Raw genomic sequence first — 22,761 nt, forward strand, 5'->3', positions numbered from 1 at the left:
CGATATACCCTCAGTAGCGCTGAGTCCAGAATCTCCCCCGGCAACTGCCAGATACCCGGAGGAGCGCCCCGCCCCCACCCGGCCATTGCCAGGCGCTGCATTACCCCGTATTTTGGTTTCCCGCTCCGCTGTGGGCGGGTGTCAGGGCGAACGAGAGAGAGAAAATGAAACCACTATTTGTCTATGGGACGCTCTGTCCCGGTCGCAGCAATGCGCATATTCTGGAGGCGATCGGGGGCGAGTGGCGTCCCGGCTACGTCACCGGCACCTTTTACGCGCGCGGCTGGGGCGCAGCCGCCGATTTCCCGGGGATCGTCCTCGACGCTCACGGCCCACGGGTCAACGGCTATCTGTTCCTGTCCGATCGGCTGGCGGCGCACTGGCCCATGCTGGACGACTTTGAGGAAGGGTACGATCGGGTGCCGGTGGAAGTGACCACCGACGATGGACAGCAGATCAGCGCCTGGATTTATCAGCTTCAGCCCCGGGGGTAATCCCCCGCCGCGCTGCGCGGCATGGTACAGCAGCCCAGCGCGATCGCGAGTCTGGCGTCGTTTCTGCCAATGCAGGTATACTTGCCAGATGTTTCCTCAGTTTCAGACACGCAGATGACAAAACTCACCTTACAAGAGCAGATGCTCAAAGCCGGCCTGGTCAGCAGCAAAAAAATGGCTAAAGTCCAGAGGACGGCGAAAAAATCCCGCGTTCAGGCCCGTGAGGCCCGGGAAGCGGTGGAAGAAAATAAAAAAGCCCAGCTGGAGCGTGATAAACAGCTTAGCGAGCAGCAAAAGCAGGCGGTGCTGGCGAAAGAGTATAAAGCCCAGGTGAAGCAGCTGATCGAGATGAACCGCATTACGGTCGCCCGGGGCGATATCGGCTTTAACTTTACCGATAATAATCTGATCAAAAAAATCATGGTCGACAAGCCCACCCAGACCCAGCTGATTAACGGCCGTCTGGCGATTGCCCGCCTGGCGGTGGATAACAAGCCCGAAGGTGAATATGCGATTATTCCGGCGGTAGTGGCTGAGAAAATTGCCCAGCGCGACGCCAGCAGCATCGTGTTGCACAGCGCCCTGAGTCAGGATGAGCAGGATGAAGACGATCCGTACGCCGACTTTAAGGTGCCCGACGATCTGATGTGGTAACCCCGGGCTTTCCCGCCGCGGGCGATCAAAACGGGCTCGCCTGCTGGATATGCATCGGCTCATGGCTGACGGGGTGGACAAAACGCAGTTCGCTGGCGTGCAGCATCAGCCGCGGAGCGCATTCCGTGCCGGGCAGCTCCCGGCCACCGTACAGATCGCAGCCAAGGATCGGATAGCCCAGCAGCTGGCAGTGAATACGCAGCTGATGGGTCCGTCCGGTCTCCGGGGTGAGCGTCACCCGGGTTAACGCCAGCGCCCTCTCGCCTTCTCGCGCCTGATACAGGCGGTCTATGACCCGATAGCGCGAACGCGCCGGTTTGCCGTGGCGGGCGCAGAGCGCCATGCGCGGGAAACGGGCCGGATCTTTGGCGATTGCCGCCTCCACTATCCCCTCGTCTTCCGCCAGGTGGCCGCACAGCAGCGCCGTATAGACCTTGTCCACCGTGCGCTGGCTGAACTGTTGGCACAGCAAGGCGTTAATGCCCTTGTTGCGGGCGATCACCATCAGGCCGGAGGTGCCGAAGTCCAGGCGGTGCACCAGGGTGCAGCCCGGAAAGCGCTGAACCAGCCGGTGATGCACGGAGTCGAGGTTGCGCGGATCTTTGCCCGACAGGCTCAGCAGCCCGGCGGGCTTATTGATCAGCACCAGGTGTTCGTCCTGATACAAGAGGGTGATCTGTTCGCGGCACGGCGGCGCGACAAAGGTATCGATAATGGTGGACATCAGGCGGCCCGAAGAAGGAGTGGCTGGCGATAGTACCTCATTTTGCCCACCGGCACGATGCTGGCGCACAATCCGTCCTCGCGGCGGCGTCATTTATCACCCACACTTATCGCAAAGGCATGGCCTGTACAGGCAATGTGCTTTACACTGCGCGCTGCAAAATTTGTGTTAACCAACGAGTAATACGGTAATGGCGATGAACGGAACAATCACAACGTGGTTTAAAGATAAAGGTTTTGGATTTATCAAAGATGAAAACGGCGAAAATCGTTATTTTCACGTGATTAAGGTCGCCAATCCTGATCTTATCAAGAAAGACGCGGCGGTGACTTTCGAACCTACCACCAACAATAAAGGGCTGTCGGCCTACGCGGTGAAGGTCATTCCGGAAAGCAAATATATCTATATTGCCGGCGAGCGGTTGAAGCTGACCTCCATCAAATCCTATGTGGTGTACCGGGAAGAAGAGCCGGTCGAGACCCGCGTCGATAAAGAAAACGCCGTGCTGTCGGTCGGGCTGCTGATGAACAGCATCCGGCCAAAAGCCACGGTGCAGCCGGGAGAGATGCGCTCGGTGAAAAAGCTGGCGATCACCACCTTTCAGGGGACAACCCTGATCTTTTCGGAAGACGAAATCGATATCGATGCCACGGTAAAACTGCTTAAGGTGTAAGCCCTGGCGCGCGGTTTCCCGCGCGCCCGAAGTCCTGCCCGATATGCTACCCGCCATCGCCCCTCGCCGGACGGGGCGATGGCGCCAGAGAGCCGATAAGGATGCCGCCATGCCCGTAAATTTTGACTTCAACGATCTCTACGCCTTTCGCGCCCTGATGGAATATGGCAGTTTTCGGCTGGCGGCCGAATCCATCTGCCTGTCGCAGTCGGCCCTTAGCCGACGCATCGAAAAGCTGGAGACGGCGCTGGGCAACCGGCTGTTCGATCGCACCACCCGGCGGGTGACCCTCACGCTGTATGGGCAAAATTTTGCCGAACGTTCGGAGCAGCTGCTGGCCCATGTCGAGACGGTGCTGGCGGATATCAGCCAGGTCAGCAAGGCGCGCACCGGGCTGGTGACGGTGGCGACAGTGCCTTCCGCCGCCTACTACTTTATGCCGGAAATCATCCGCAGCTTTCAGGCGCGTTATCCCCAGGTGCGCATCCGGTTGATTGACAGCAGCGTCGGGAATGTGATCGAGGCGGTCAGCAGCGGACAGGCTGACTTTGGCCTCTGCTTTGCCAAAAACCTGCCAGCCAGTATCGAATTCACCCCTCTTGCCGACGACCGCTATGTGGCCGCCTGTCGGCACGATCATCCGCTGGCGCGCAAGACGCACCTAAGCTGGCAGGCGTATTTTGAACAGGATTATATTGGCCTGGATCGGGTCTCCGGCAACCGGACGCTGCTTGACCGGGAGCTGGCGCATCTGACGCCGGCGCGGCCAAGTATCTGCGAAACCCGCCACGTCACCACGATGCTGGGGATGGTGGAAGCGGGCATCGGCATTGCCGCCGTGCCCGCGATGTCGATGCCCGCCGGGGAGCATTCCGTTCTCCGCGCTGTGCCGCTCACCGACCCGGTGGTCACGCGTACGGTAGGCCTGATCCGCCTCAGCGGCCGTATTCAGTCCTACGTGGCGGCAGAGCTGGAGAAGCTGATTATTGAACAGTATCCTTCTGGCTGACCGGCGCGGCGGCGGCTACGCTTCGCATACCGGTGGCGTGGATGGTCTCCTGCGCCGCCGGTGACGCCAGATACGTCAGCAGCGCCTTGCCTTCCTGCGGGTGGTCGGCGCTGATGGTCACCGCCCCGGCAAAGCGGGTGATGTACTGCAGGTTATCCGGCAGTTCGCCGACGAAGGTTACGCCGGGCACCGGCAGCAGTTCGCTCACCTGCTGAAAACCGATCGCATACCGTCCCTTGGCCACTTCCGAGGCCACCGGAATGCGCTCCACCATCTGCGCTTTACTCTGCATCGCGTCATCAATGCCCAGGGTGTGGAACAGCGTCGAGCTGACATAGCGTCCGCTGGCGCTGTCGGAATACGCGACCGATGGCGCCGCCAGCAGCGTCGCCCGCAGCTGGTCTGCGTTGTGGATAGCCGGCAGCGGCGCCCCCGCCTTCACCACCACGCCGATCGGCGAGTCGGCCAGCTCCCGGCGCGAATCCGGTTGCGTACGGCCCGCTTTCTCGAGGCTGGTCAGCGCGTCCCCGACCATGATCACCACGTCCGCGTGTTCGCCGCGCGCCAGACGGTTAGGGATCGCCTGCGGCGTTTTTCCCATCGACGGGCCAGGGATCACCACGAGGTGGTTGCCGGTTTGTTTTTCCCACGCCGGGGCCAGCTTTTCCAGCGCCGCTTTGAAGCCGCCGGAGATCATCACGGTGACCTCAGCGGACAACGCGCTGCCGCCGGTGGCGGCCAGCAGCAGCGTGGCTAGCAGGGTTCCTGTCGTTTTACGCATCATCTTCTCCCTGATTAACGTGCCGTCTGCAGCGCAACGGCGCTACGGCGATAGAGGTAGCAAGTGGCCAGCAGACCGCAGATGGCGGCAAAGCTCATCCAGTAGCCGGGAGACGCTTTATCACCGGTATACTCAATCAGCGCCGTGGAAATCACCGGCGTGAAGCCGCCAAACACCGCGGTCGCCAGGCTGTAGGCCAGCGAGAAACCTGCCACGCGCACTTCGGCGGGCATAATTTCGGTCAGCGCCGGGATCATCGCCCCGTTGTACATGCCGTAGATAAACGACAGCCACAGCAGCACGCTCAGCATCATCAAAAAGCTCGGGGCGTTCGCCAGCATGGTCAGCGCAGGCCAGGCGGTAGCCAGCGCCAGCAGGGTCATGGCGATCAGCACCGACCGGCGGCCAAAGCGGTCGGACAGCGCCCCGCCCACCGGCAGCCAGAAGAAGTTGGAAATCGCCACCAGCAGCGTGACCAGCAGGCTGTCAGAGGCGCTGAGCATCAGCACCTTTTTACCAAAGGTCGGGGCATAGACGGTGATCAGGTAGAACGCGGTGGTGGTCATCGCCACCATCATCATCCCGGCGATAACCACCTGCCAGTTCGCCAGCAGGGTGGCGAATACCTGGCGCATCGCCAGATGATGGCGGCGGGCAGTAAACTCCTGGGTCTCCTCCAGCTTACGGCGCAGGATAAAAATGAACGGAACAATCAGGCAGCCGAAAAGGAACGGAATACGCCAGCCCCAGTCGCTGATAGCGCTCGGCTCCAGTACCGCGTTGAGGGCAAAGCCCATCGCGGCTGCCACCATGATGGCAACCTGCTGACTGCCCGACTGCCAGCTGGTGTAAAAGCCTTTGCGGCCCGGGGTGGCGATCTCGGCCAGATAGACCGACACCCCGCCCAGCTCGGCGCCGGCGGAAAAGCCCTGCAGCAGACGGCCGATCAGCACCAGCAGCGGCGCCCACAGGCCAATGGTCTGATAAGAGGGGATCAGCACGATCAGGAAAGTGCCGGTGGCCATGATCGACAGGGTGACGATCAGCCCCTTGCGCCGCCCCACCTTGTCGATATAGGCGCCAAGTACGATAGCGCCGATGGGGCGCATCAAAAAGCCGGCGCCAAAGACCGCGAAGGTCATCATCAGCGAGGCGAATTCACTGCTCGCCGGAAAAAAGGTATGGGCGATGTAGGTGGCATAAAACCCGAACAGGAAAAAGTCGAACTGTTCGAGAAAGTTACCGGACGTGACGCGCAGAATGGCGCCGATCCGGTCACGGGTACTCATCTGTGAGGTTGTTGAATGCATGCAGGTCTCCAGTTTGTTATCCACGCGTTGTCGCGCGCCTGTCGCTGAAGACTGAAACAGAACCGGGAACGAAATAAGCGTAATAAACGCATCCACTAATGCATTTTACGCATGAATAACATTTAACTAATTAACATTACTTTTACATACAATCATTTAACACACACCGTCCTAACCACGCCGCGGGTGACGGCGAAAAAGTCAGTTTTCCGTTTTGTGACCGGGGCCAGGATATGTCGCCGTGGGTTGAAGGCATAAAACCTGGCCTGGGGTAACGAAATACCCTGCCGGCTGGAAAGCGCGTCAGGAAGCGGTGGACTCCCCCACCAGCGTCTGCAACAGGGAGATAAGCCAGCGGGTAGCCTCGCGTTTCCCGCTGCGTTGGTGGGCGTAAATCTTGACGTCAAACGGCGGAACCGGAAACGGCAGCGGGAAAATGGTCAGCCGGGCGGCGCGGGCCATCGTCTCCGCCGCCCGCCGGGGCAGCGCCATCAACAGGTCGCTCTGCTCAATAATAAAGGGCGCGCTCAGCATCGAGGGGGTTTTCATCGCCACCTGCCGCGAATAGCCCTGTCGCTCCAGCTCACAGTCCAGCACCCCCTGCCGCTCATTCCACGGGGTCACCACCAGATGACGGGCCGCAAGGTAGGCGTCCAGGGTCAGCGCCGTCCGGTTGGCCTGGCTGATGACCACATATTCGTCCCGCAGCCAGTTAATCTCCTCAAGATCGGGATGGGCTGGCTCGTCAGGGGTATTGAACCCGAGGGCCAGGTCGACCTCGCCCGCCAGCAGCTCGGTCAGCGCCGGGCTGTGGGGCAGATAACGGAGCTCAAACCGCAGCCCGGGCGCCTCACGCTGCAGGTGATGCATCAGCGTCGGAAAGACGCAGAACGCGGTGAAATCGGTGATCGCAATCTGCATGCAGTCGGTGCTGGCGGCCGGCACAAACGCCGCCGGCGGCGTCAGCTCCTGGTTGAGAAACTTCAGCGCCGAAGCGATAGAGGGCGCCAGCTGGCTGGCATAGACGCTGGGGCACATCCGGTGGCCTTCGCGGTAGAACAGCGGATCGTTGAGGGCGCTGCGCAGCCGGGAAAGCGCATGGCTCAGCGCCGAGGTGCTCATCGCCAGCTCTTCCGCCGCCAGGCGTACCGAGCGGGAGCGATAGACCGCGTCAAAGACCGGCAACAGGTTGAGGTCAATCCGGCGCAGGACAGGATGCATAATATTCATCGTTTGCTGATTTCATTGCACTTAATTCTTTTCACAATACCGCTTATCCTCAGGGTCAGCAATTTTGCTCTCTTTTGACTATGGATACAGGACACCCCATGAGCATCACAATCCGCCAGGCCACCCCGGACGACGCCACCGCTATCTACGACATGATTTATGAACTCGCGGTCTACGAGAAAGCCCCCGAAGAGGTAGTGACGACGCCAGAGGAGATCAGAGAGACACTGTTTGCCAGCGGCAGCAAAACCGAAGCGCTGATCTGCGAGGTGGCGGGCAAAGCGGTGGGCTACGCGGTGTTCTTCACCAGCTACTCCACCTGGCTTGGACGCAATGGTATCTATATGGAGGATCTGTACGTCACCCCCGACTATCGCGGGATCGGCGCCGGAAAAGCGCTGCTGAAAACCATCGCGCAATATGCTGTACAACGTCAGTGCGGGCGTCTGGAGTGGAGCGTGCTCGACTGGAACCAGCCGGCGATTGATTTCTATCTGAGCATTGGCGCGCAGCCGCAGGATGAGTGGGTGCGTTATCGCCTCACTGGCGATGCGCTGCGGGCCTTTGCGGAGTAAAGCGGCTCGCCAGCAGGTCGGCGCCAGGCGTCGACCTGCTGGCCGCGGATCAGGCTTCGACCGCGCTCTTCTGCAGCTGCGGACCGGCCAGCGCCAGACGCGCACCCGCTTCGGTATCGCTGTACTGCTTGAAGTTATCCATAAACAGCTGAGCCAGGCTCTCGGCCTTCTCCTGCCATTTATCCGCTGAACTCCAGCCATTACGCGGATCCAGCACCGCGCTGTCTACCCCTGGAATGCTCTGCGGGATCGCAAGACCGAACACCGGGATGGTCTCCTCGCGCAGCGGGCCGGTAGTGCCGTTGAGGATCGCGCTAATGATGCTGCGGGTATCGCGAAGCGACAGGCGTTTGCCCTCGCCGTTCCAGCCGGTGTTGACCAGCCAGGCTTCGGCACCGGATTCCGCCATCTTCGCCGCCAGTACGCTGGCGTACTGGGTCGGGTGAAGCAGCAGGAACGCCGCGCCATAGCAGGCGGAGAAGGTCGGCGTCGGCTGGGTAATGCCGCGCTCGGTGCCCGCCAGCTTCGAGGTGAAACCCGACAGGAAATGGTACTGCATCTGCTCGGTGGTCAGACGGGAGACCGGCGGCAGGACGCCAAACGCATCGGCGGCAAGGAAAATCACCTTCGACGGATGGCCCGCGCGGGACACCGGCTTGACGATATTGTCGATATGCGACAGCGGATAGGAGACGCGGGTGTTTTCGGTTTTGCTGCCGTCGGCATAATCCACGCTGCCGTCAGCGCGCACTACCACGTTTTCCAGCAGCGCATTGCGGCGGATGGCGCCATAAATCTCCGGCTCCGCCTGCGGATCGAGATTGATGGTCTTAGCGTAGCAGCCGCCTTCGAAGTTAAACACGCCGTCATCGTCCCAGCCGTGCTCATCATCGCCGATCAGCTGACGATGCGGATCGGTCGACAGGGTGGTTTTCCCGGTCCCGGAGAGGCCGAAGAACAGCGCCACGTCCCCTGCTTCGCCACGGTTGGCCGAGCAGTGCATCGACGCGATGCCTTTCTGCGGCAGCAAGTAGTTCATGACCGAGAACAGCCCCTTCTTCATTTCGCCGCCGTACCAGGTACCGCCGATGAGCTGAATACGCTCGCTGAGATTAAAGGCGACAAAGTTCTCGGAGTTCATCCCCTGCGCCTGCCAGTTGGCATTGGTGCAGCCCGCGCCGTTGAGCACCACGAAGTCTGGCGTAAAGCTGGCCAGCTCGTCGGCGCTTGGCACGATGAACATGTTTTTGACAAAGTGGGCCTGCCACGCCACCTCGGTGACGAAGCGTACGCCAAGACGGGTGTCCGGGCTGGCGCCGCACCAGGCGTCGATGACGTACAGTTTTTTGCCGCTCAGCTGGCCCGCGACCAGGCTTTTCAGGCTGCGCCACACGTCTGGCGATAACGGTTTGTTGTCATTGCGACCGAGGCCGGAGTCTGCCCACCAGACGGTGTCGCGAGTCTGTTCGTCGCGGACGATGTATTTATCGCGCGGCGAACGGCCGGTGAAGATCCCGGTATCAACAGCCACAGCGCCAGAGTCGGTCATCACGCCGCGGGCCGCGCCGGTCAGCTCAGGAGAGGTTTCATGTGCAATAAGCAAATCGTAATCAGGGTTGTAATAGAATTCGCCGCTTGCATTAATCCCCAGCTCCTGCAGAGCCATTTTTACTGATTCAATTTGTTGTGACATGGAACTCCTGACAAACTATTTAAGGTAAGAGGCCTGGGTTATTCATTGCTTTCGTCATCGTCGCCGGCTATTTAATAAGATAAGTCCTGGACAATGAAATAAAGCAATAAATAACCGTGAGTCGCGATTTCATATCGTGCTCATGTAGGGTCGCCGATATGCATTCATAAATCTCAACTTTCCAAAAAATGTTAACACCTGTCGATAATTATGTTAATTGCATAGTTTCTATGCGCTATGCTAAAATTGCATAGCCTTTATTGCGTTTTTGAGGACTGGATCGGTGTTGGCAAATCTGGAAGTAAAATGGCTGTATGATGTGATTGCCCTTGAGGAGTCGCGCAGCTTTACCCTGGCGGCCAAAGCCCGCAACATCTCTCAGTCCTCGTTCAGTCGACGCATCCAGTCGCTGGAGGCTTCCCTCGGATTCAGCATCTTCGATCGTAGCGCCAACCCTCTGCAGCTGACCAACCGCGGGAAAATTTTTGTCGGCTATGCGCGAAATATGCTCGATGACATGGATTTTCAGATCAGCCGTATTAAAGGCTTAAATAACACTACCCAGAAAATAAGAATCGACGCAGCCCCTTCGCTGTCGGTGTTATTACTGCCGGAGATCATTGCCGGTTACACCGACCGTAAAAATAAGACTTTTCATGTTGAATCGATTAACGTCAACGACGCCGTATTTAACCTGAAAGAGGGAAAAAGCGATTTTATCCTCTCCTTCTATAATGAAGAATTAATGAACTATCCGTTTATTAATCATAAAATTTTTGATTCTTACCTGCACCTGGTCTCCCCCTGCGACGAACATGGCCGCCCGCTGTTTCATTTACATCGCGGCGTGCTGCCGCTGATGAAATACGCCAACGACAGCTATATGGGGCGCCAGGTGAACCAGGTGATCGACCGCACGCCGGAGATCACCTTCTCTCTCACCTTTGTTTCTTCCATGAGCGAGCTGCTCAAGCGCATGATCCTCAATGGCGACGGCGTGGGCTGGCTGCCGCAGTACTCTATTCAGCGCGAGCTGGACGAAGGCCGGCTGACGATCCTCGATGAGAGCCTGTCGCTGCCGATCGGCGCCTGGCTCTACCGCTCCGGCTCGCGGCTTAACCAGGCCGCCGAACGTTTCTGGCAGCACATTAAAACCCGTAACGAACCGCGGGAATAACCCCCTCAGCCGCTGATCCCCAGATATGCCTTACGCACCTCCGGGTCGTTGAGCAGCGTCTGGCCGCTACCGCTCAGGCGGATCTGGCCGTTCACCATCACGTAGGCGCGGTCCGACAGGTTGAGGGCATGGCGGGCATTCTGCTCCACCAGAAACAGCGTCATCCCCTGGGCCGTCAGCTCGCGCAGGATCTGAAAAATCTGCTTCACCACCAGCGGCGCCAGCCCCAGGCTCGGCTCATCCAGCAGCAGCAGGCGCGGTCGGCTCATCAGCGCCCGGGCGATGGCCAGCATCTGCTGCTCGCCGCCGGAGAGGGTCATCGCCCGCTGTCCCCGCCGCTCTTCCAGCCGGGGGAACAGCTGGTACATTCGCGCCTTGTCCTCGGCCTGATAGCGGTTGCCAATGGCAATGGTCCCCATTAGCAGATTCTCCTCGACGGTCATATCGGGAAAGATGCGCCGCCCTTCCGGGGCCTGGGCGATGCCGTTGCTGGCGATAAAGTGGGACGATTTCCGGCTGATCGCCTCCCCGCGATAGAAAATCTCCCCGCCGGCAATGCGCGGCTGGCCGAAGACCGACATCAGCAGCGTTGATTTACCGGCGCCGTTGGCGCCGATCAGCGCCACCGTCTCCCCCTCGTTGACGGTGAGAGAGACCTGCTTCAGGGCCTGGATCGGCCCGTAGAAGACATCCACCTCATTAAAGGCAAGCAAAGGCTGGCTCATCGGCGCGTCTCCTCTTCCTCAGCGCCAAGATAGGCGGCAATCACGCTGGCGTTGGCCTGGATCGCCTGCGGCGCGCCGCGGGCGATGACGTCCCCGTGATCGAGGACGATGATATGATCCGAAATCTCCATCACCATCCCCATATCATGCTCGATCAGTAGCACCGTAATGCCGTGCTGCTGGCGCAGAAAGCGAATAATCCGGCTCAGCGCCTGGGTTTCCACCGGGTTGAGGCCGGCGGCCGGCTCGTCCAGACAGATCATCTCCGGACGGGTGCACATGGCGCGGGCAATCTCCAGCCGCCGCTGCTGTCCGTAGGAGAGGGTCCCCGCCAGACGGTTGGCGCAGTCCACCATCTCCACCACCTCCAGCCAGTAAAAAGCGCGATCCAGCGCCTGACTCTCCGCCTGCCGATACCCACGGGTATTGAGGATCCCGGCCAGCAGATGGCGGTTGACCTGGGTATGCTGGGCCACCAGCAGGTTCTCGATCACCGACATCTCGCGGAATAAACGTATATTCTGGAAGGTGCGCGCCAGGCCAGCGCGGTTCACCAGATGGGTGCCACCGAACATCTTGTAATAGATCCGCCTCCCCAGCTGCGCCGGGTGGAGAAAATCGTCCGGGTGAAGCTTCTGCCCCAGCACCTGAATAACATCGGTGACCTTTTCCCGCGCCCGCAGCACGATACTGCCCCCCGTCGCCCGATAAAAACCGGTCAGGCAGTTAAACACCGTGGTCTTGCCCGCGCCGTTGGGGCCGATCAGGGCGGTGATCGACCCCCGCTCCACCTCCAGATTGACATCATTCAGCGCTTTGATGCCGCCGAAATGCATCATCAGATGCTCAACGCGTAAGATGCTGTCGGTCATGGCGCGACTCCTTTTCGTAACGCAACCCCGCTGCGGCTGGTGCGCACCAGGCCGCGCGGCCGCCAGATCATCATCATCACCATCAGCACGCCGAACAGCAGCACCCGATATTCGTCAAAACCGCGCAGCAGCTCCGGGGTGACCGTCAGAACAAACGCTGCCAGTACCACTCCCAGGGTGGAGCCCATTCCCCCGAGCACCACAATCGCCAGGATCAGCGCCGACTCAAAAAAGGTGAACGACGTCGGGTTAACAAACCCCTGATAGCTGGCGAAGAACACCCCGGCGATGCCGGCCGTCGACGCGCCGAGCATAAACGCCGAGAGTTTCACCAGCACGTGGTTGAGCCCCATCGCCCGACAGGCGATCTCATCCTCGCGCAGCGCCTCCCAGGCGCGGCCGATGGGCATCCGCGTCAGGCGATGCTTCACCAGCAGCACCAGCATCACCACCAGGCACAGCACGGCGTAGAGAAAGATGAATTTCAGGTTGGGGTTGTAGCTGACGTGGAAAAACTCATGGATGGGGATGCCGCCATCCTTGGCCCGGCGGGTAAACTCGAGGCCAAACAGCGTGGGGGATGGCACCGGTACGCCGTTAGGGCCCCCGGTGAAGCTCACCCAGTTGTTAAGCACCAGGCGGATAATTTCGCCAAAGCCGAGGGTGACGATGGCCAGATAGTCGCCATGCATACGCAGCACCGGAAAACCCAGCAACGCCCCGGCGAGGGCCGCCATCACCGCCCCCAGCGGCAGCATCGCCCAGAAGCCAAGTCCCAGGTACTGGTAGCCCAGCGCCAGGCCGTAGGCGCCGATGGCGTAAAACGCCACATAGCCCAGATCGAGCAGGCCCGCGAGGCCCACCACAATATTCAACCCCAGGCCAAGCAGAACGTAGATCAGCCCAAGAATGGCCACGGTCAGCAGATATTTTGTGGCGAGAAACGGAACGACAATGGCCAGCCCCACCAGCAGCGGTATTATCCAGCGCAGCCGCGAGCGGTAGCCCGGCGGCCGGACGTACACCCCGTCATCCGCCCCCTCAAAGCGGGCAATAAAGGCTTTTCCCCTGTGGCTCTGCAGCAGCAGACTGAGCGCCAGCCTGCCGGCCATCACCACCGCCACCAGAATCGCCACCCGCGCAGGCGCGAGGGTAAAACCATACCCTTTGAGCACCACGCCGACGATCGGGCCAAAGACAATTAACGCGCAAAGGCCGGCCAGTACGCTGTCGATCAGCGCGTTTTGGATAGCCCGCGCAGGCTGGCGCGTAATTTCACCCATAAAGCCTCCTTAGACCTTGGCCACCAGCGGACGTCCCAGCAGCCCCTGCGGGCGAAAAATCAGGATCGCCACCAGCAGCGCAAAGGAAAAGACATCTTTGTAATCCGAATTCACCAGCCCGGCGAACTGGGCTTCGGCCACCCCAAGCAGCAGACCACCCAGCATCGCGCCAGGCAGCGAGCCGATCCCGCCCAGCACCGCGGCGGTGAAGGCTTTGATGCCGATAATAAATCCGATATAGAAGTCGAAGGTGCCGTAGTTCATGGTCACCAGCACGCCGGCCAGACCGGCCATCGCCGCGCCGATGACAAACACCAGGGAGATCACCCGGTCGGTATTGATGCCAAGGATCGCCGCCATGCGCCGGTCCTGCTGGGTGGCGCGGCAGATGCGCCCCAGCCGGGTATACTGAATAATCCAGGTCAGGATAAGCATCCCCACCAGCGCCGCGACGAGAATAAACACCTTGGTCCAGGTGATCTGCACCACCCCATCGCCCACCGTCATGCGCAACGCGCCGCTAAGCAGCGTCGGGATCCCCTGCTGGTTCGGCCCCTGGCTCAGCTGGACATAGTTCTGCAGGATCAGCGACATCCCGATAGCCGAGATCAGCGGTGCCAGCCGCGTCGAGTTGCGCAGCGGCCGGTAGGCGATGCGCTCGATCGCCCAGCCGTATACGCCGGTGACCACGATGGTGAACACCAGGGTGGCGAAAATCAGCAGCGGGAAGGAGTGGATCCCGAAGAAAGAGAGCAGCGCCAGGCCGATGGCGCACAGGTAGGCGGAGACCATATACACCTCGCCGTGGGCGAAGTTGATCATGCCGATGATCCCATACACCATGGTGTAGCCGATGGCGATTAAGCCGTACACTGCGCCCAGCGTCAGCCCATTGATCAGTTGTTGCAGAAAAAACGCCGTCATAGCCCCTCCAGCCGCCAGGCAGACGGCCGCCGGGTTCCGTTCCCGGTCAACCGCCGTCATGTGACAATTCGCAAGTCAAAAGGACAGAGCGTCCTCAGGTCGTGGCCGATCAGAGCTGGTGATATTTGCCCTTGTCGTCCCACTGATAGACCACGTAGTCGGACACCTTGAGGTCGCCTTTGCCATCCCAGGCTTTCTTGCCCATCACCGTCTCGACGTCGTGGCTCTTCAGCCAGTCGCTGGCTTTGGCGTTATCGGTACCGACGGCGTTCCAGGCCGCGGCGATAGCCTGAATAGAGGCGTAGGCGTAGAGGGTATAACCTTCCGGCTCAAAGCCGCTGGCGCGGAACTTCTCGATCACCGCTTTGCCGTCCGGGAGGGTGCGCGGATCCTGACCAAAGGTCATCAGCACGCCGTTGGTGAACTGCGGCCCGCCGGCGGCCGTGACCAGCTCCTCGGTGACGATACAGTCGCCGGAGAAGAATTTGGCCTGCACCCCCTGCTCGCGCATCTGGCGCACCAGCGGGCCCGCTTCCGGATGGCAGCCGCCAAAGTAGACCACGTCCGGCTTGAGGGCGCCGATCTTGGTCACCAGGGCGTTAAAGTCTTTTTCACCGCGGGAAAGGCCTTCGTACAACACTTCTTTGGTACCCCGCTTCGCCAGCGCCGCGCGGGTGGCATCGGCCAGCCCCTGACCATAGGTGTCTTTATCGTGGATGACGGCGATTTTCTTCGCCTTCAGCACGTCCAGCATATAGTTGGCGGCGATCGCCCCCTGCTGATCGTCACGACCACACATGCGGAAGAGATCTTTCATGCCGCGCTCGGTGATCTGCGGGTTGGTCGAGCCGGGGGTAATGGTCAGGATCCCGGCTTCGTCATATACCTCGGAGGCCGGCATCGTTGAGGAAGAGCAAAAGTGCCCCACCACGGCGGAGACTTTCGCTTCATCCACCAGCCGGTTGGCCACCGCCACCGCCTGCTTCGGTTCGCACGCGTCATCCCCCTGCACCAGCACAATCTTTTCGCCTTTGATGCCGCCGGCGGCATTGATATCAGCCACCGCCTGCGAGGCCCCTTTCCAGTACTGGGCGCCGTAGGTGGCGTTGGGTCCGGTAAAGGGGCCGGCGACGCCGATCTTCAAGTCTGCCTGGGCGTAAAAGGCCATGCTCATACAACCTGCTATCACAACATGAAGCGTCATTGTTTTCAGTTTCAAAGACATTCGGATATTCCTCAGCGATGTAAAGCCTGGCGTCATGAAATGACGCAGAAAATATCACTTACCGTGTGGTGCCGACGTTGGCGCAGCGCCAGGACGGCCAGGGTGGAAGAAGCAAAAATCCCGCCAGGAAGGAGTGGAACACCGGAGAACAGTCGCCCCGGTCGGTACGCACGCGACGGCAACCCGTGCCGCATCGGCAAGGGCGCATTCCCTTTCAGGTCAGGAGATCGGTTGCCATCACGTGGCGAGCCGGACAACGCGGTATCCGTACCGGCCCGTGAGCTAAACATAGATGCAGTTAGCGGTCGCTGCGCGCCAGCGTGGTGCAAAAATGCGAATATGATCAACAGTGGTGATTATTTTGTTGCGGTAATGTGAAGATGATAACAGGAGAGCCCGTTAAAGGCTCTCCTGTGACCCGGTGGCCGCTCAGAGTTGACTGGTGAACGTTCGGGAGATCACATCCTGCTGCTGTTCGCGGGTCAGCGCGTTAAAGCGGACCGCATAGCCGGAGACGCGGATCGTCAGATTCGGATACTGCTCCGGGTGTTCTATCGCATCGAGCAGCTTTTCCCGGTTCAGCACATTGACGTTGAGATGCTGTCCCCCCTCCACCGTCTCCTCGTGGTGGAAGTAGCCGTCCAGCAGGCCCACCAGGTTGTTTTCCTGCGCTGACGGGGCTTTGCCGAGCGCCGCCGGCACGATGGAGAAGGTATACGAGATGCCATCTTTGGCGTAGGTAAACGGCAGTTTCGCCACCGAGGTCAGCGACGCCACCGCCCCTTTCCGGTCGCGGCCATGCATCGGATTGGCCCCCGGAGCGAACGGCGTCCCCGCCCGACGTCCGTCCGGGGTGTTGCCGGTTTTCTGGCCGTATACCACGTTGGAGGTGATGGTCAGGATCGACTGGGTCGGCACCGCCTGACGCCAGGTGGGGAGCGCCTGAATTTTGCGCATAAAGCGCTCCACCAGGTCGCAGGCGATGGCATCGACCCGATCGTCGTTGTTGCCGTACTGCGGATAGTCGCCTTCAATGACAAAGTCCACCGCCAGCCCGTGGTGATCGCGCACCGGCTTCACCCGGGCGTACTTTATCGCCGACAACGAATCCGCCGCTACCGACAGGCCGGCGATGCCGCAGGCCATCGTGCGGTAGACGTCGCGGTCGTGCAGGGCCATCAGCGCCGCCTCGTAGCTGTACTTATCATGCATGCAATGGATGATGTTCAGCGCGCTGATGTACTGCACCGCCAGCCAGTCCATAAAGTGGTCGAGGCTGGCCATCACGGTGTCGTAGTCCAGCACCTCATCGCGCAACGGTGCGGTTTTCGGCCCCACCTGAATCTTCAGTTTCTCATCCACCCCGCCGTTAATCGCGTAGAGCAGCGTTTTGGCGAGATTGGCGCGGGCGCCGAAGAACTGCATCTGCTTGCCGATCACCATCGGGCTGACGCAGCAGGCGATGGCGTAGTCGTCGCTGTGAAAATCGCTGCGCATCAGATCGTCGTTCTCATACTGCAGCGACGAGGTGGCGATAGAGACCCGGGCGGCATATTTTTTAAACGCCGCCGGCAGCGCTTGCGACCAGAGCACGGTCAGGTTCGGCTCCGGCGCCGGGCCCATGGTATGCAGAGTATGCAGATAGCGGAAGGTGGTTTTGCTGACCAGGGTGCGACCATCCAGCCCCATGCCGCCCAGCACCTCCGTCGCCCAGATGGGATCCCCGGAGAACAGCGAATCAAATTCCGGGGTGCGCAGGAAACGCACCATGCGGATCTTCATGATGAAGTGGTCAATGAGCTCCTGGGCCTGCACCTCATTTAATAAACCGGCGCGCAGATCGCGTTCGATATAGATGTCGAGGAAGGTGGCCGTGCGCCCCAGCGACATGGCGCCGCCGTTCTGCGACTTCACCGCCGCCAGGTAGGCGAAGTAGAGCCACTGCACCGCCTCCCGGGCAGTGCGCGCCGGGTGGGCGATATCGCAGCCGTAGCGGGCCGCCATCTCCTGCATCTGCAGCAGCGCGCGCCGCTGTTCGGCCAGCTCTTCGCGCAGGCGCAGGGTGGCCTCCAGCGCCTCGCCGCGCTCAAGGGCCGGCTGCAGGTCGGCAAACTGCAGCTCACGTTCGCGGACCAGGTAGCGAATGCCGTACAGCGCCACGCGGCGGTAATCGCCGATGATCCGTCCGCGGCCATAGCCGTCCGGTAGCCCGGTCAGCACCCCGGATTTGCGGCAGCGCAGCATATCCGGGGAATAGACGTCAAAAACGCCCTGATTGTGGGTCTTACGCAGCGCCGTAAACTGATACTCAAAGTCAGGATCCATTTCGCGACCATAGGCCTCGAAGGCGCTTTTGATCATCTTGATGCCGCCAAAAGGATGCAGGGCGCGCTTCAGCGGCTGGTCCGTTTGCAGGCCGACGATCTTTTCCAGCGGCTGGTTGATATAGCCCGCCGCGTGGGCGGTGATGGAGGTGGCGACATTGGTGTCGAAATCCACCGGCGCATGGGTGGCGTTCTCGACGCGGATCCCGGCCATCACCTGCTCCCAGAGGGCGGTGGTCGCTGGCGTCGCGTCGGCGAGGAAAGACTCATCGCCCTCGTAAGGGGTGTAGTTATGCTGAATAAAGTCGCGAACGTCGATCTGCGTTTGCCACGCCGTACCGCGAAAGCCCAGCCAGGCGTCGGCGTATCGTACATCCTGGGTATCGATATCTACTTTCATGAACATCGTCTCTCTACAGAATAAAAAGTCAGGCCAGCGCCGCCGCGGTGTGGATCCGGCCTAAGCGGATCGCATCGAGGGCAATCATGCGCTCTTCATTGGTAGGAATAACCGCGCAGCGCACCCGGCTGCCGTCGGCGGAGATCAGGCGCTCGCCGGCCGAATTGGGCTGCTGATTGCGGGCGGCGTCCATCGCAAGGCCAAAGACCGCCAGCCGCTCGCTCACCAGTCGACGGATCAGCACCGAGTTCTCGCCAATCCCGCCGGTGAAAATAATGCCGTCGAGACGCTGCAGCGCCGCGGCGTGGCCGGCAATATGGCGGGCGATACGATGGACAAAGGTTTTAATCGCCAGGCGGGCGCGGGCATGGCCCTCATGCCACGCCTGCTCCAGCACCCGCAGGTCGGAGGAAAGACCGGAGATCCCCAGCAGGCCGGAGGCGGTGTTGGCCACCCGCTCCAGGTCGCTGAGGGTCTGCCGGGTTTCCGCGGCAATCCACGCCATGGCGCCGAAGTCGACATCACCGCTGCGGGTGCCCATCATCAGCCCCTCCAGCGGCGTCATCCCCATCGAGGTGTCCACGCTGCGGCCGTTACGCACCGCGCAGATCGAGGCGCCATTGCCCAGGTGGGCGATCACCAGGCCGCTCTCCTGCTCCGGCAACCCGAGCAGCGCCAGGGCGCGCTGGGACACATAGCGGTGCGAGGTGCCGTGGAAACCGTAGCGGCGTACCCCGAGATTCTGGTAATACTCCCACGGCAGACCATAGAGAAAAGCTTCCGGGGCCAGGGTCTGGTGAAAGCTGGTATCAAAGACCGCCACCTGCATCACCTCCGGGAACAGCCGCTGCGCCGAGGCGATGCCGCTGAGACTGGCGTAGTTATGCAGCGGGGCCAGGGACGATACCTGGCGAATGTTATTGATAACCTCCTCGCTAATAATGACCGACTCGGTGAACAGGTCGCCGCCGTGGGCGACGCGGTGGCCAATCAGGGCCACGCTGTCGATGAGGTCGCGTTGGGCTAATGCTCCGGCAATCGCCTGCAGGGCGCCTTCGTAGCCGCGCTGCGCCAGCGCCACCGACTCGCCGCCGTTGAGCGAGAGAGACGCCCGTTCCGCGTTGATGCCCTCGGCCACGCCGTTGAGCAGGCAGTCGCAGCTTGCGGCGTCCAGGACGGAAAATTTGATCGACGACGAGCCGCAGTTAATCACCAGTACTACCGGAAATTCAGTCATGTTGTACTCCGCGTGGCCTGAGCCGGATTAGAACAGTTTGTAAGCAATGTTGAGGATGGTCAGCAGACCGATAGCGGTCACAAAGAGGTTGTCGAGACGGCCACGGTATTTGGCCAGCGAAGGCGCTTTACGAATGGCGTACATCGGCAGCAGGCACAGCAGCGAGGCGATAATCGGCGCGCCCATGGCCTCAATCAGGTCGAGGATATTGGGGTTGGCATACGCCACCACCCAGGTCGATCCCATGATGAACACCATGCTCAGGGTATTGAGCTTGCCGCTGGAGACCCGGGTTTTATCCCCTTTATAGCCGAAGCGCAGGATCAGACCGTTCAGCCCCTCGAGCGTGCCGAGATAGTGGCCGAAAAACGATTTGAAGATGGCCACCAGGGCGATGATCGACGCGCCATACTCCAGCAGGGTGGCAAAGGTGGATTTGGTGCCCGACATCGAGGCAAAGTGGTTCGCCAGATAGGAGAGCACCGGGATATTCTGCGCCTTGGCGTCCGCCATGTTCTGCGGTGAGAGGGTAAACAGGCAGCTGAAGGCGAAGAACATCACCACCGCCACCATCAGCATGCTGGCCCGGGAGATGATCTGTGAGCATTTGCGTTCGGTATACTCGCGGCCAAACTGCGCTTCATACTCTTCGCGTTTGGAGACCACAAACGAGGAGACGATCGGCGAGAAGTTGAAGGAGAACACCATGATGGAGATGCCCAGCCATACCGTCACCAGAATGCCGTCGTGACCGGTTAAGGCGATATCGCTGAGGTTGACCTGGTCAATCACTGCGCTATTCCAGTAGGGGATCAGGGACAGGGAGATCACCACCAGGCTGGCGATAAACGGCCACACCAGATAGCTCATCACCTTGACCATCAGGTCTTTACCAAACCAGATGACAAACGCCATCAGCAGCAGCAGGAGCAGCGCCACCACCCCGCGGTTGAGAGCCGGCATCTGCAGCTGGTTCTCCCAGAAAGTCATAAAGGTATTGGTGATCGTGACGCCATAAATCCACAGCAGCGGGCAGATGGCGAAGAAGTACAGAAAGGTGATCACCACCCCGCCGGTTTTGCCAAAATGCTCTTCCACCGTTTCGGTGATATTGCCGGAGGGATTAGCCCCCGACAGGCATAGCCGGGCCAGGGCCCGATGGCAATAAAAGGCGATGGGATAGGCCAGCACCAGCATCACCAGGATCGGGATCAGCCCGCCGAAGCCGGCGCGGATCGGGAAAAACAGCACCCCGGCGCCGATAGCTGTGCCAAACAGGCCCAGGGTCCAGGTGGTGTCAGATTTACGCCAGGACGAAAGGCTTGTCTGGCTGGATGCAATGCTCTCAGTCGTACTCATATCCTGTCCTCACTTATGTATTGAATTAAGCGTCCACAAAACCGGTAATTTGCGATACCCGGGAGAGATCGATATTGCCCCCGGAAATCAGGCTGACCGTTTTGCGGTTCTGGATATAGCTGTCGAGTTTGCCGCTTAATAACGCGGCGCAGGCTAACGCCCCGGCCCCTTCGGTGATCACTTTATTGCGCTGAATTAAGGCGACCATGCTCTGGCGAATGTCGTCCTCACTCACCAGGACGATGTCATCCACCAGCTGGCGGGCGATTTCATAGGTCAGTTTCCCCGGGCGGGCGACGTCGCAACCATCGGCTAAGGTGCCGGCGTGGCGATGGCTGGTGATTTCCCCGGCATACCAGGAGGCGGCCATGCCGTGAACATTCTCCGACTGCACGCCGATAATGCGGATTGTCGGGTTAATGGATTTAATCGCAATCGCGATACCGGCAATTAAGCCGCCGCCGCCAATGGGCACGATGACATTATCCACGTCATACAGATCTTCTAATATTTCGAGTCCAATCGTCCCCTGCCCGGCGATAACCTGCGGGTCGTCATAGGGGGGAATAAAAATGCGGCCCTCAAGTTCAACAATATCGCTGGCTTTGGCGAGGGTATCGTTAAAGTTATCGCCATGTAGCACCACTTCCGCCGAATAATCACAGGTGGCGGCAACTTTCGATTTCGGCGCCCCTTTCGGCATCACTACTTTCCCGTCAATGCCTAGCATGGCGCAGGAGAGCGAGACGCCCTGGGCGTGGTTGCCCGCTGAGCAGGCCACCACCCCTTTGCGTTTTTCCGCCGCGGTTAAACCGCACAGTTTATTAAAGGCGCCGCGAATTTTAAATGAACCCGTGCGCTGCATATTTTCGAATTTAAGAAATATTTCGCCCTGGCAGCGCTCGCTAAAATAATTCGAACGGGGCATGCCTGTTTTATATATTTTTCCCGCGAGGCGTTGTTTCGCTTCGAGAATATCGTCAATAGATACCGGAAGATCGTAGGTAATATGCATTATGGCCTCTGTATCTTAATATAAAGTCAATGACCGGGCGTCATCCTGCTGATAACAGCGAGGACATGTGTTGGATTATTTAACGACTTTCAGTTACGCAATAATTTGTAATGGCTGCCAGTGGCGGTTGCCCTGCCCCGAGGAATAGTGTTTCGCCATCTCCACCAGCGACGCCGCGGCGGTTTTTAACCGGTAATTTTTCGACCATACCGCCGCATAGCGCGCCACCGGCAAGGCCTCTTTAATGGGGATGGTGACAAACTGGCTCGAGCCAAACGGCGTGGTCATGTCGCAGGGGATCACCGTCAGAAAATCGGCATTGAGCACCAGGTTATAGATCGTCACCACCGAATCGGTATTAACGATATTTTCACGGCGGATACCGCTGCGCTGCAGGGTGGTCAGTAGTTCGCTGTAGTAGCCCATATTGGTCTCCGGCAGCACCCACTGCTCGTGCTGGAGCGAGGCCAGGCGGACGGTGCCGTTGCCGATCCGCGCCCGGTTCGCCACCAGCACAAACTCAGACTCAAACAGCGGCTCGACGTGCAGGTCCTGCAGTTTCATCTCATCGCTCAGCGTCCCGATGGCGAAGTCGAGGCGCCCGTCGCGGATTGCCGGCAAAAAGGCGGAGAGCTGCGCCTCATACATCGAGACCCGCGCCTTGGGGAAAGTCATTTTAAACTGATGCACCATCTCCGACATAAAGGTAAACCCGACCAGCGAAGGGAAACCAAAGGAGACATCCACCACCGCGCTGTTGGTCAGAGCATTCATTTCATTGACCATATTTTTCATTTCACGGGTGATCGCTTCTGACCAGTTGAGAAATACCTGCCCGGCCTCGGTGAGCGAGACGCCGGTATTTCGCCGGACGATTAATTCGCTGCCAAAATAACTCTCCATGTCGCCAATAATTTTACTGACCGCCGGCTGAGTGAGTCCTAACGCTTTTGCTCCGGCCCCGATTGACCCGCTGCGGATCACTTCCTGGAAAACTACCAGATGCTGTGTTTTAGGCAGAGAAAAAGTATTCATCGCGTCTCACTTTCATTCCTTTGTTGACGGCGGAAAGTGTAA

General features: G+C 59.8%; 22 protein-coding genes. 7 read left to right on the top strand and 15 right to left on the bottom strand.

The window, feature by feature from the left end; genetic code table 11:
• Positions 1-164: 164 nt before the first annotated feature.
• Together KHQ28_RS07650 and KHQ28_RS07655 are read left to right on the top strand one after the other, a co-directional pair.
• Positions 165-494, top strand: coding sequence for a gamma-glutamylcyclotransferase family protein (locus KHQ28_RS07650; RefSeq protein ID WP_002910650.1), 330 nt, complete (start codon positions 165-167; stop codon positions 492-494).
• Between the two features lie 114 nt (positions 495-608).
• Positions 609-1,148 (top strand): DUF2058 domain-containing protein, encoded by a 540-nt coding sequence (locus KHQ28_RS07655; RefSeq protein WP_002910652.1) that lies wholly within the window; start codon positions 609-611, stop codon positions 1,146-1,148.
• 25 nt (positions 1,149-1,173) lie between these two features.
• Here the strand turns inward: KHQ28_RS07655 and KHQ28_RS07660 are convergent, their stop codons facing one another.
• The gene (locus KHQ28_RS07660) at positions 1,174-1,872 is read right to left on the bottom strand and encodes an RluA family pseudouridine synthase (RefSeq protein ID WP_004197491.1); all 699 of its coding nucleotides are present in this window, start codon (positions 1,870-1,872) and stop codon (positions 1,174-1,176) included.
• Between the two features lie 190 nt (positions 1,873-2,062).
• Between KHQ28_RS07660 and KHQ28_RS07665 the strand changes: the two genes are divergently transcribed.
• Together KHQ28_RS07665 and KHQ28_RS07670 are read left to right on the top strand one after the other, a co-directional pair.
• Positions 2,063-2,545: a cold-shock protein gene (locus KHQ28_RS07665; protein WP_002910657.1), complete on the top strand. Its 483-nt coding sequence runs from the start codon at positions 2,063-2,065 to the stop codon at positions 2,543-2,545.
• 109 nt (positions 2,546-2,654) lie between these two features.
• Positions 2,655-3,554, top strand: coding sequence for a LysR family transcriptional regulator (locus KHQ28_RS07670; protein ID WP_004152315.1), 900 nt, complete (start codon positions 2,655-2,657; stop codon positions 3,552-3,554).
• On the opposite strand, the gene KHQ28_RS07675 is transcribed toward KHQ28_RS07670, so the two are convergent.
• The 3 genes from KHQ28_RS07675 to KHQ28_RS07685 form a co-directional block, all read right to left on the bottom strand.
• On the bottom strand, positions 3,529-4,338 hold the full coding sequence (locus KHQ28_RS07675; protein ID WP_004145468.1) for a substrate-binding domain-containing protein: 810 nt from the start codon (positions 4,336-4,338) through the stop codon (positions 3,529-3,531). The two genes, KHQ28_RS07670 and KHQ28_RS07675, sit on opposite strands and share 26 nt — an antisense overlap.
• Positions 4,339-4,349: 11 nt before the next feature.
• Entirely contained in the window at positions 4,350-5,645 is a 1,296-nt protein-coding gene (locus KHQ28_RS07680) for an MFS transporter (protein WP_004175494.1), read from the bottom strand.
• 303 nt (positions 5,646-5,948) lie between these two features.
• Positions 5,949-6,875, bottom strand: coding sequence for a LysR family transcriptional regulator (locus KHQ28_RS07685; RefSeq protein WP_002910715.1), 927 nt, complete (start codon positions 6,873-6,875; stop codon positions 5,949-5,951).
• A gap of 98 nt (positions 6,876-6,973) precedes the next feature.
• Between KHQ28_RS07685 and KHQ28_RS07690 the strand changes: the two genes are divergently transcribed.
• Positions 6,974-7,450: a GNAT family N-acetyltransferase gene (locus KHQ28_RS07690; RefSeq protein ID WP_002910717.1), complete on the top strand. Its 477-nt coding sequence runs from the start codon at positions 6,974-6,976 to the stop codon at positions 7,448-7,450.
• Positions 7,451-7,499: 49 nt separating this feature from the next.
• Here KHQ28_RS07690 and pckA read toward each other — a convergent pair whose 3' ends face one another.
• Positions 7,500-9,143 carry a phosphoenolpyruvate carboxykinase (ATP) gene (gene pckA / locus KHQ28_RS07695; protein WP_004180410.1) on the bottom strand — a complete coding sequence of 548 codons (1,644 nt, stop codon included), beginning with the start codon at positions 9,141-9,143 and terminating at the stop codon, positions 7,500-7,502.
• A gap of 283 nt (positions 9,144-9,426) precedes the next feature.
• Here pckA and KHQ28_RS07700 point away from each other — a divergent pair, with 283 nt between their 5' ends.
• Entirely contained in the window at positions 9,427-10,320 is an 894-nt protein-coding gene (locus KHQ28_RS07700; protein ID WP_002910720.1) for a LysR substrate-binding domain-containing protein, read from the top strand.
• Positions 10,321-10,325: 5 nt separating this feature from the next.
• Here the strand turns inward: KHQ28_RS07700 and KHQ28_RS07705 are convergent, their stop codons facing one another.
• The 5 genes from KHQ28_RS07705 to KHQ28_RS07725 form a co-directional block, all read right to left on the bottom strand.
• Positions 10,326-11,045, bottom strand: a complete 720-nt coding sequence (locus KHQ28_RS07705) for an ABC transporter ATP-binding protein (RefSeq protein WP_002910721.1) — start codon at positions 11,043-11,045, stop codon at positions 10,326-10,328.
• On the bottom strand, positions 11,042-11,917 hold the full coding sequence (locus KHQ28_RS07710; protein ID WP_004148803.1) for an ABC transporter ATP-binding protein: 876 nt from the start codon (positions 11,915-11,917) through the stop codon (positions 11,042-11,044). The genes KHQ28_RS07705 and KHQ28_RS07710 overlap by 4 nt, the downstream gene beginning before the upstream one ends.
• Positions 11,914-13,200, bottom strand: a complete 1,287-nt coding sequence (gene livM / locus KHQ28_RS07715) for a high-affinity branched-chain amino acid ABC transporter permease LivM (protein WP_032418812.1) — start codon at positions 13,198-13,200, stop codon at positions 11,914-11,916. The genes KHQ28_RS07710 and livM overlap by 4 nt, the downstream gene beginning before the upstream one ends.
• Before the next feature lie 9 nt (positions 13,201-13,209).
• Positions 13,210-14,124, bottom strand: a complete 915-nt coding sequence (locus KHQ28_RS07720; protein ID WP_004175489.1) for a branched-chain amino acid ABC transporter permease — start codon at positions 14,122-14,124, stop codon at positions 13,210-13,212.
• 109 nt (positions 14,125-14,233) lie between these two features.
• Positions 14,234-15,292, bottom strand: coding sequence for a branched-chain amino acid ABC transporter substrate-binding protein (locus tag KHQ28_RS07725; protein ID WP_029496916.1), 1,059 nt, complete (start codon positions 15,290-15,292; stop codon positions 14,234-14,236).
• Positions 15,293-15,580: 288 nt separating this feature from the next.
• Here KHQ28_RS07725 and KHQ28_RS07730 point away from each other — a divergent pair, with 288 nt between their 5' ends.
• Complete coding sequence (locus KHQ28_RS07730; protein WP_004225356.1) at positions 15,581-15,727, top strand: hypothetical protein; 147 nt, start codon at positions 15,581-15,583, stop codon at positions 15,725-15,727.
• 51 nt (positions 15,728-15,778) lie between these two features.
• On the opposite strand, the gene pflB is transcribed toward KHQ28_RS07730, so the two are convergent.
• The 5 genes from pflB to tdcA all read right to left on the bottom strand — a co-directional run bounded on the left by pflB (position 15,779) and on the right by tdcA (position 22,719).
• Positions 15,779-18,073 (bottom strand): formate C-acetyltransferase, encoded by a 2,295-nt coding sequence (gene pflB / locus KHQ28_RS07735; protein ID WP_020804899.1) that lies wholly within the window; start codon positions 18,071-18,073, stop codon positions 15,779-15,781.
• 28 nt (positions 18,074-18,101) lie between these two features.
• Positions 18,102-19,310, bottom strand: a complete 1,209-nt coding sequence (gene tdcD, locus KHQ28_RS07740; protein WP_020804920.1) for a propionate kinase — start codon at positions 19,308-19,310, stop codon at positions 18,102-18,104.
• A 27-nt stretch (positions 19,311-19,337) separates the two neighbouring features.
• A complete protein-coding gene (tdcC, locus tag KHQ28_RS07745) occupies positions 19,338-20,669 on the bottom strand; it encodes a threonine/serine transporter TdcC (protein WP_004145486.1) in 1,332 nt (443 codons plus the stop codon).
• Positions 20,670-20,694: 25 nt separating this feature from the next.
• Positions 20,695-21,684: a bifunctional threonine ammonia-lyase/L-serine ammonia-lyase TdcB gene (gene tdcB, locus KHQ28_RS07750; protein ID WP_002910762.1), complete on the bottom strand. Its 990-nt coding sequence runs from the start codon at positions 21,682-21,684 to the stop codon at positions 20,695-20,697.
• Positions 21,685-21,777: 93 nt separating this feature from the next.
• Entirely contained in the window at positions 21,778-22,719 is a 942-nt protein-coding gene (gene tdcA / locus KHQ28_RS07755) for a transcriptional regulator TdcA (protein ID WP_002910764.1), read from the bottom strand.
• Positions 22,720-22,761: the final 42 nt, after the last annotated feature.

The organism is Klebsiella sp. 28 (genome assembly GCF_018223905.1).
In the GTDB taxonomy this organism is placed as follows: Bacteria; Pseudomonadota; Gammaproteobacteria; order Enterobacterales; family Enterobacteriaceae; genus Klebsiella; species Klebsiella pneumoniae.

Bases quoted from the DNA above. Each gene is read 5' to 3' on its own strand.
- KHQ28_RS07650 (WP_002910650.1), top strand. From the start codon at position 165: ATGAAACCACTATTTGTCTATGGGACGCTCTGTCCCGGTCGCAGCAAT.
- KHQ28_RS07655 (WP_002910652.1), top strand. From the start codon at position 609: ATGACAAAACTCACCTTACAAGAGCAGATGCTCAAAGCCGGCCTGGTC.
- KHQ28_RS07660 (WP_004197491.1), bottom strand. From the start codon at position 1,872: ATGTCCACCATTATCGATACCTTTGTCGCGCCGCCGTGCCGCGAACAG.
- KHQ28_RS07665 (WP_002910657.1), top strand. From the start codon at position 2,063: ATGGCGATGAACGGAACAATCACAACGTGGTTTAAAGATAAAGGTTTT.
- KHQ28_RS07670 (WP_004152315.1), top strand. From the start codon at position 2,655: ATGCCCGTAAATTTTGACTTCAACGATCTCTACGCCTTTCGCGCCCTG.
- KHQ28_RS07675 (WP_004145468.1), bottom strand. From the start codon at position 4,338: ATGATGCGTAAAACGACAGGAACCCTGCTAGCCACGCTGCTGCTGGCC.
- KHQ28_RS07680 (WP_004175494.1), bottom strand. From the start codon at position 5,645: ATGCATTCAACAACCTCACAGATGAGTACCCGTGACCGGATCGGCGCC.
- KHQ28_RS07685 (WP_002910715.1), bottom strand. From the start codon at position 6,875: ATGAATATTATGCATCCTGTCCTGCGCCGGATTGACCTCAACCTGTTG.
- KHQ28_RS07690 (WP_002910717.1), top strand. From the start codon at position 6,974: ATGAGCATCACAATCCGCCAGGCCACCCCGGACGACGCCACCGCTATC.
- pckA (WP_004180410.1), bottom strand. From the start codon at position 9,143: ATGTCACAACAAATTGAATCAGTAAAAATGGCTCTGCAGGAGCTGGGG.
- KHQ28_RS07705 (WP_002910721.1), bottom strand. From the start codon at position 11,045: ATGAGCCAGCCTTTGCTTGCCTTTAATGAGGTGGATGTCTTCTACGGG.
- KHQ28_RS07710 (WP_004148803.1), bottom strand. From the start codon at position 11,917: ATGACCGACAGCATCTTACGCGTTGAGCATCTGATGATGCATTTCGGC.
- livM (WP_032418812.1), bottom strand. From the start codon at position 13,200: ATGGGTGAAATTACGCGCCAGCCTGCGCGGGCTATCCAAAACGCGCTG.
- KHQ28_RS07720 (WP_004175489.1), bottom strand. From the start codon at position 14,124: ATGACGGCGTTTTTTCTGCAACAACTGATCAATGGGCTGACGCTGGGC.
- KHQ28_RS07725 (WP_029496916.1), bottom strand. From the start codon at position 15,292: ATGGCCTTTTACGCCCAGGCAGACTTGAAGATCGGCGTCGCCGGCCCC.
- pflB (WP_020804899.1), bottom strand. From the start codon at position 18,073: ATGAAAGTAGATATCGATACCCAGGATGTACGATACGCCGACGCCTGG.
- tdcD (WP_020804920.1), bottom strand. From the start codon at position 19,310: ATGACTGAATTTCCGGTAGTACTGGTGATTAACTGCGGCTCGTCGTCG.
- tdcC (WP_004145486.1), bottom strand. From the start codon at position 20,669: ATGAGTACGACTGAGAGCATTGCATCCAGCCAGACAAGCCTTTCGTCC.
- tdcB (WP_002910762.1), bottom strand. From the start codon at position 21,684: ATGCATATTACCTACGATCTTCCGGTATCTATTGACGATATTCTCGAA.
- tdcA (WP_002910764.1), bottom strand. From the start codon at position 22,719: ATGAATACTTTTTCTCTGCCTAAAACACAGCATCTGGTAGTTTTCCAG.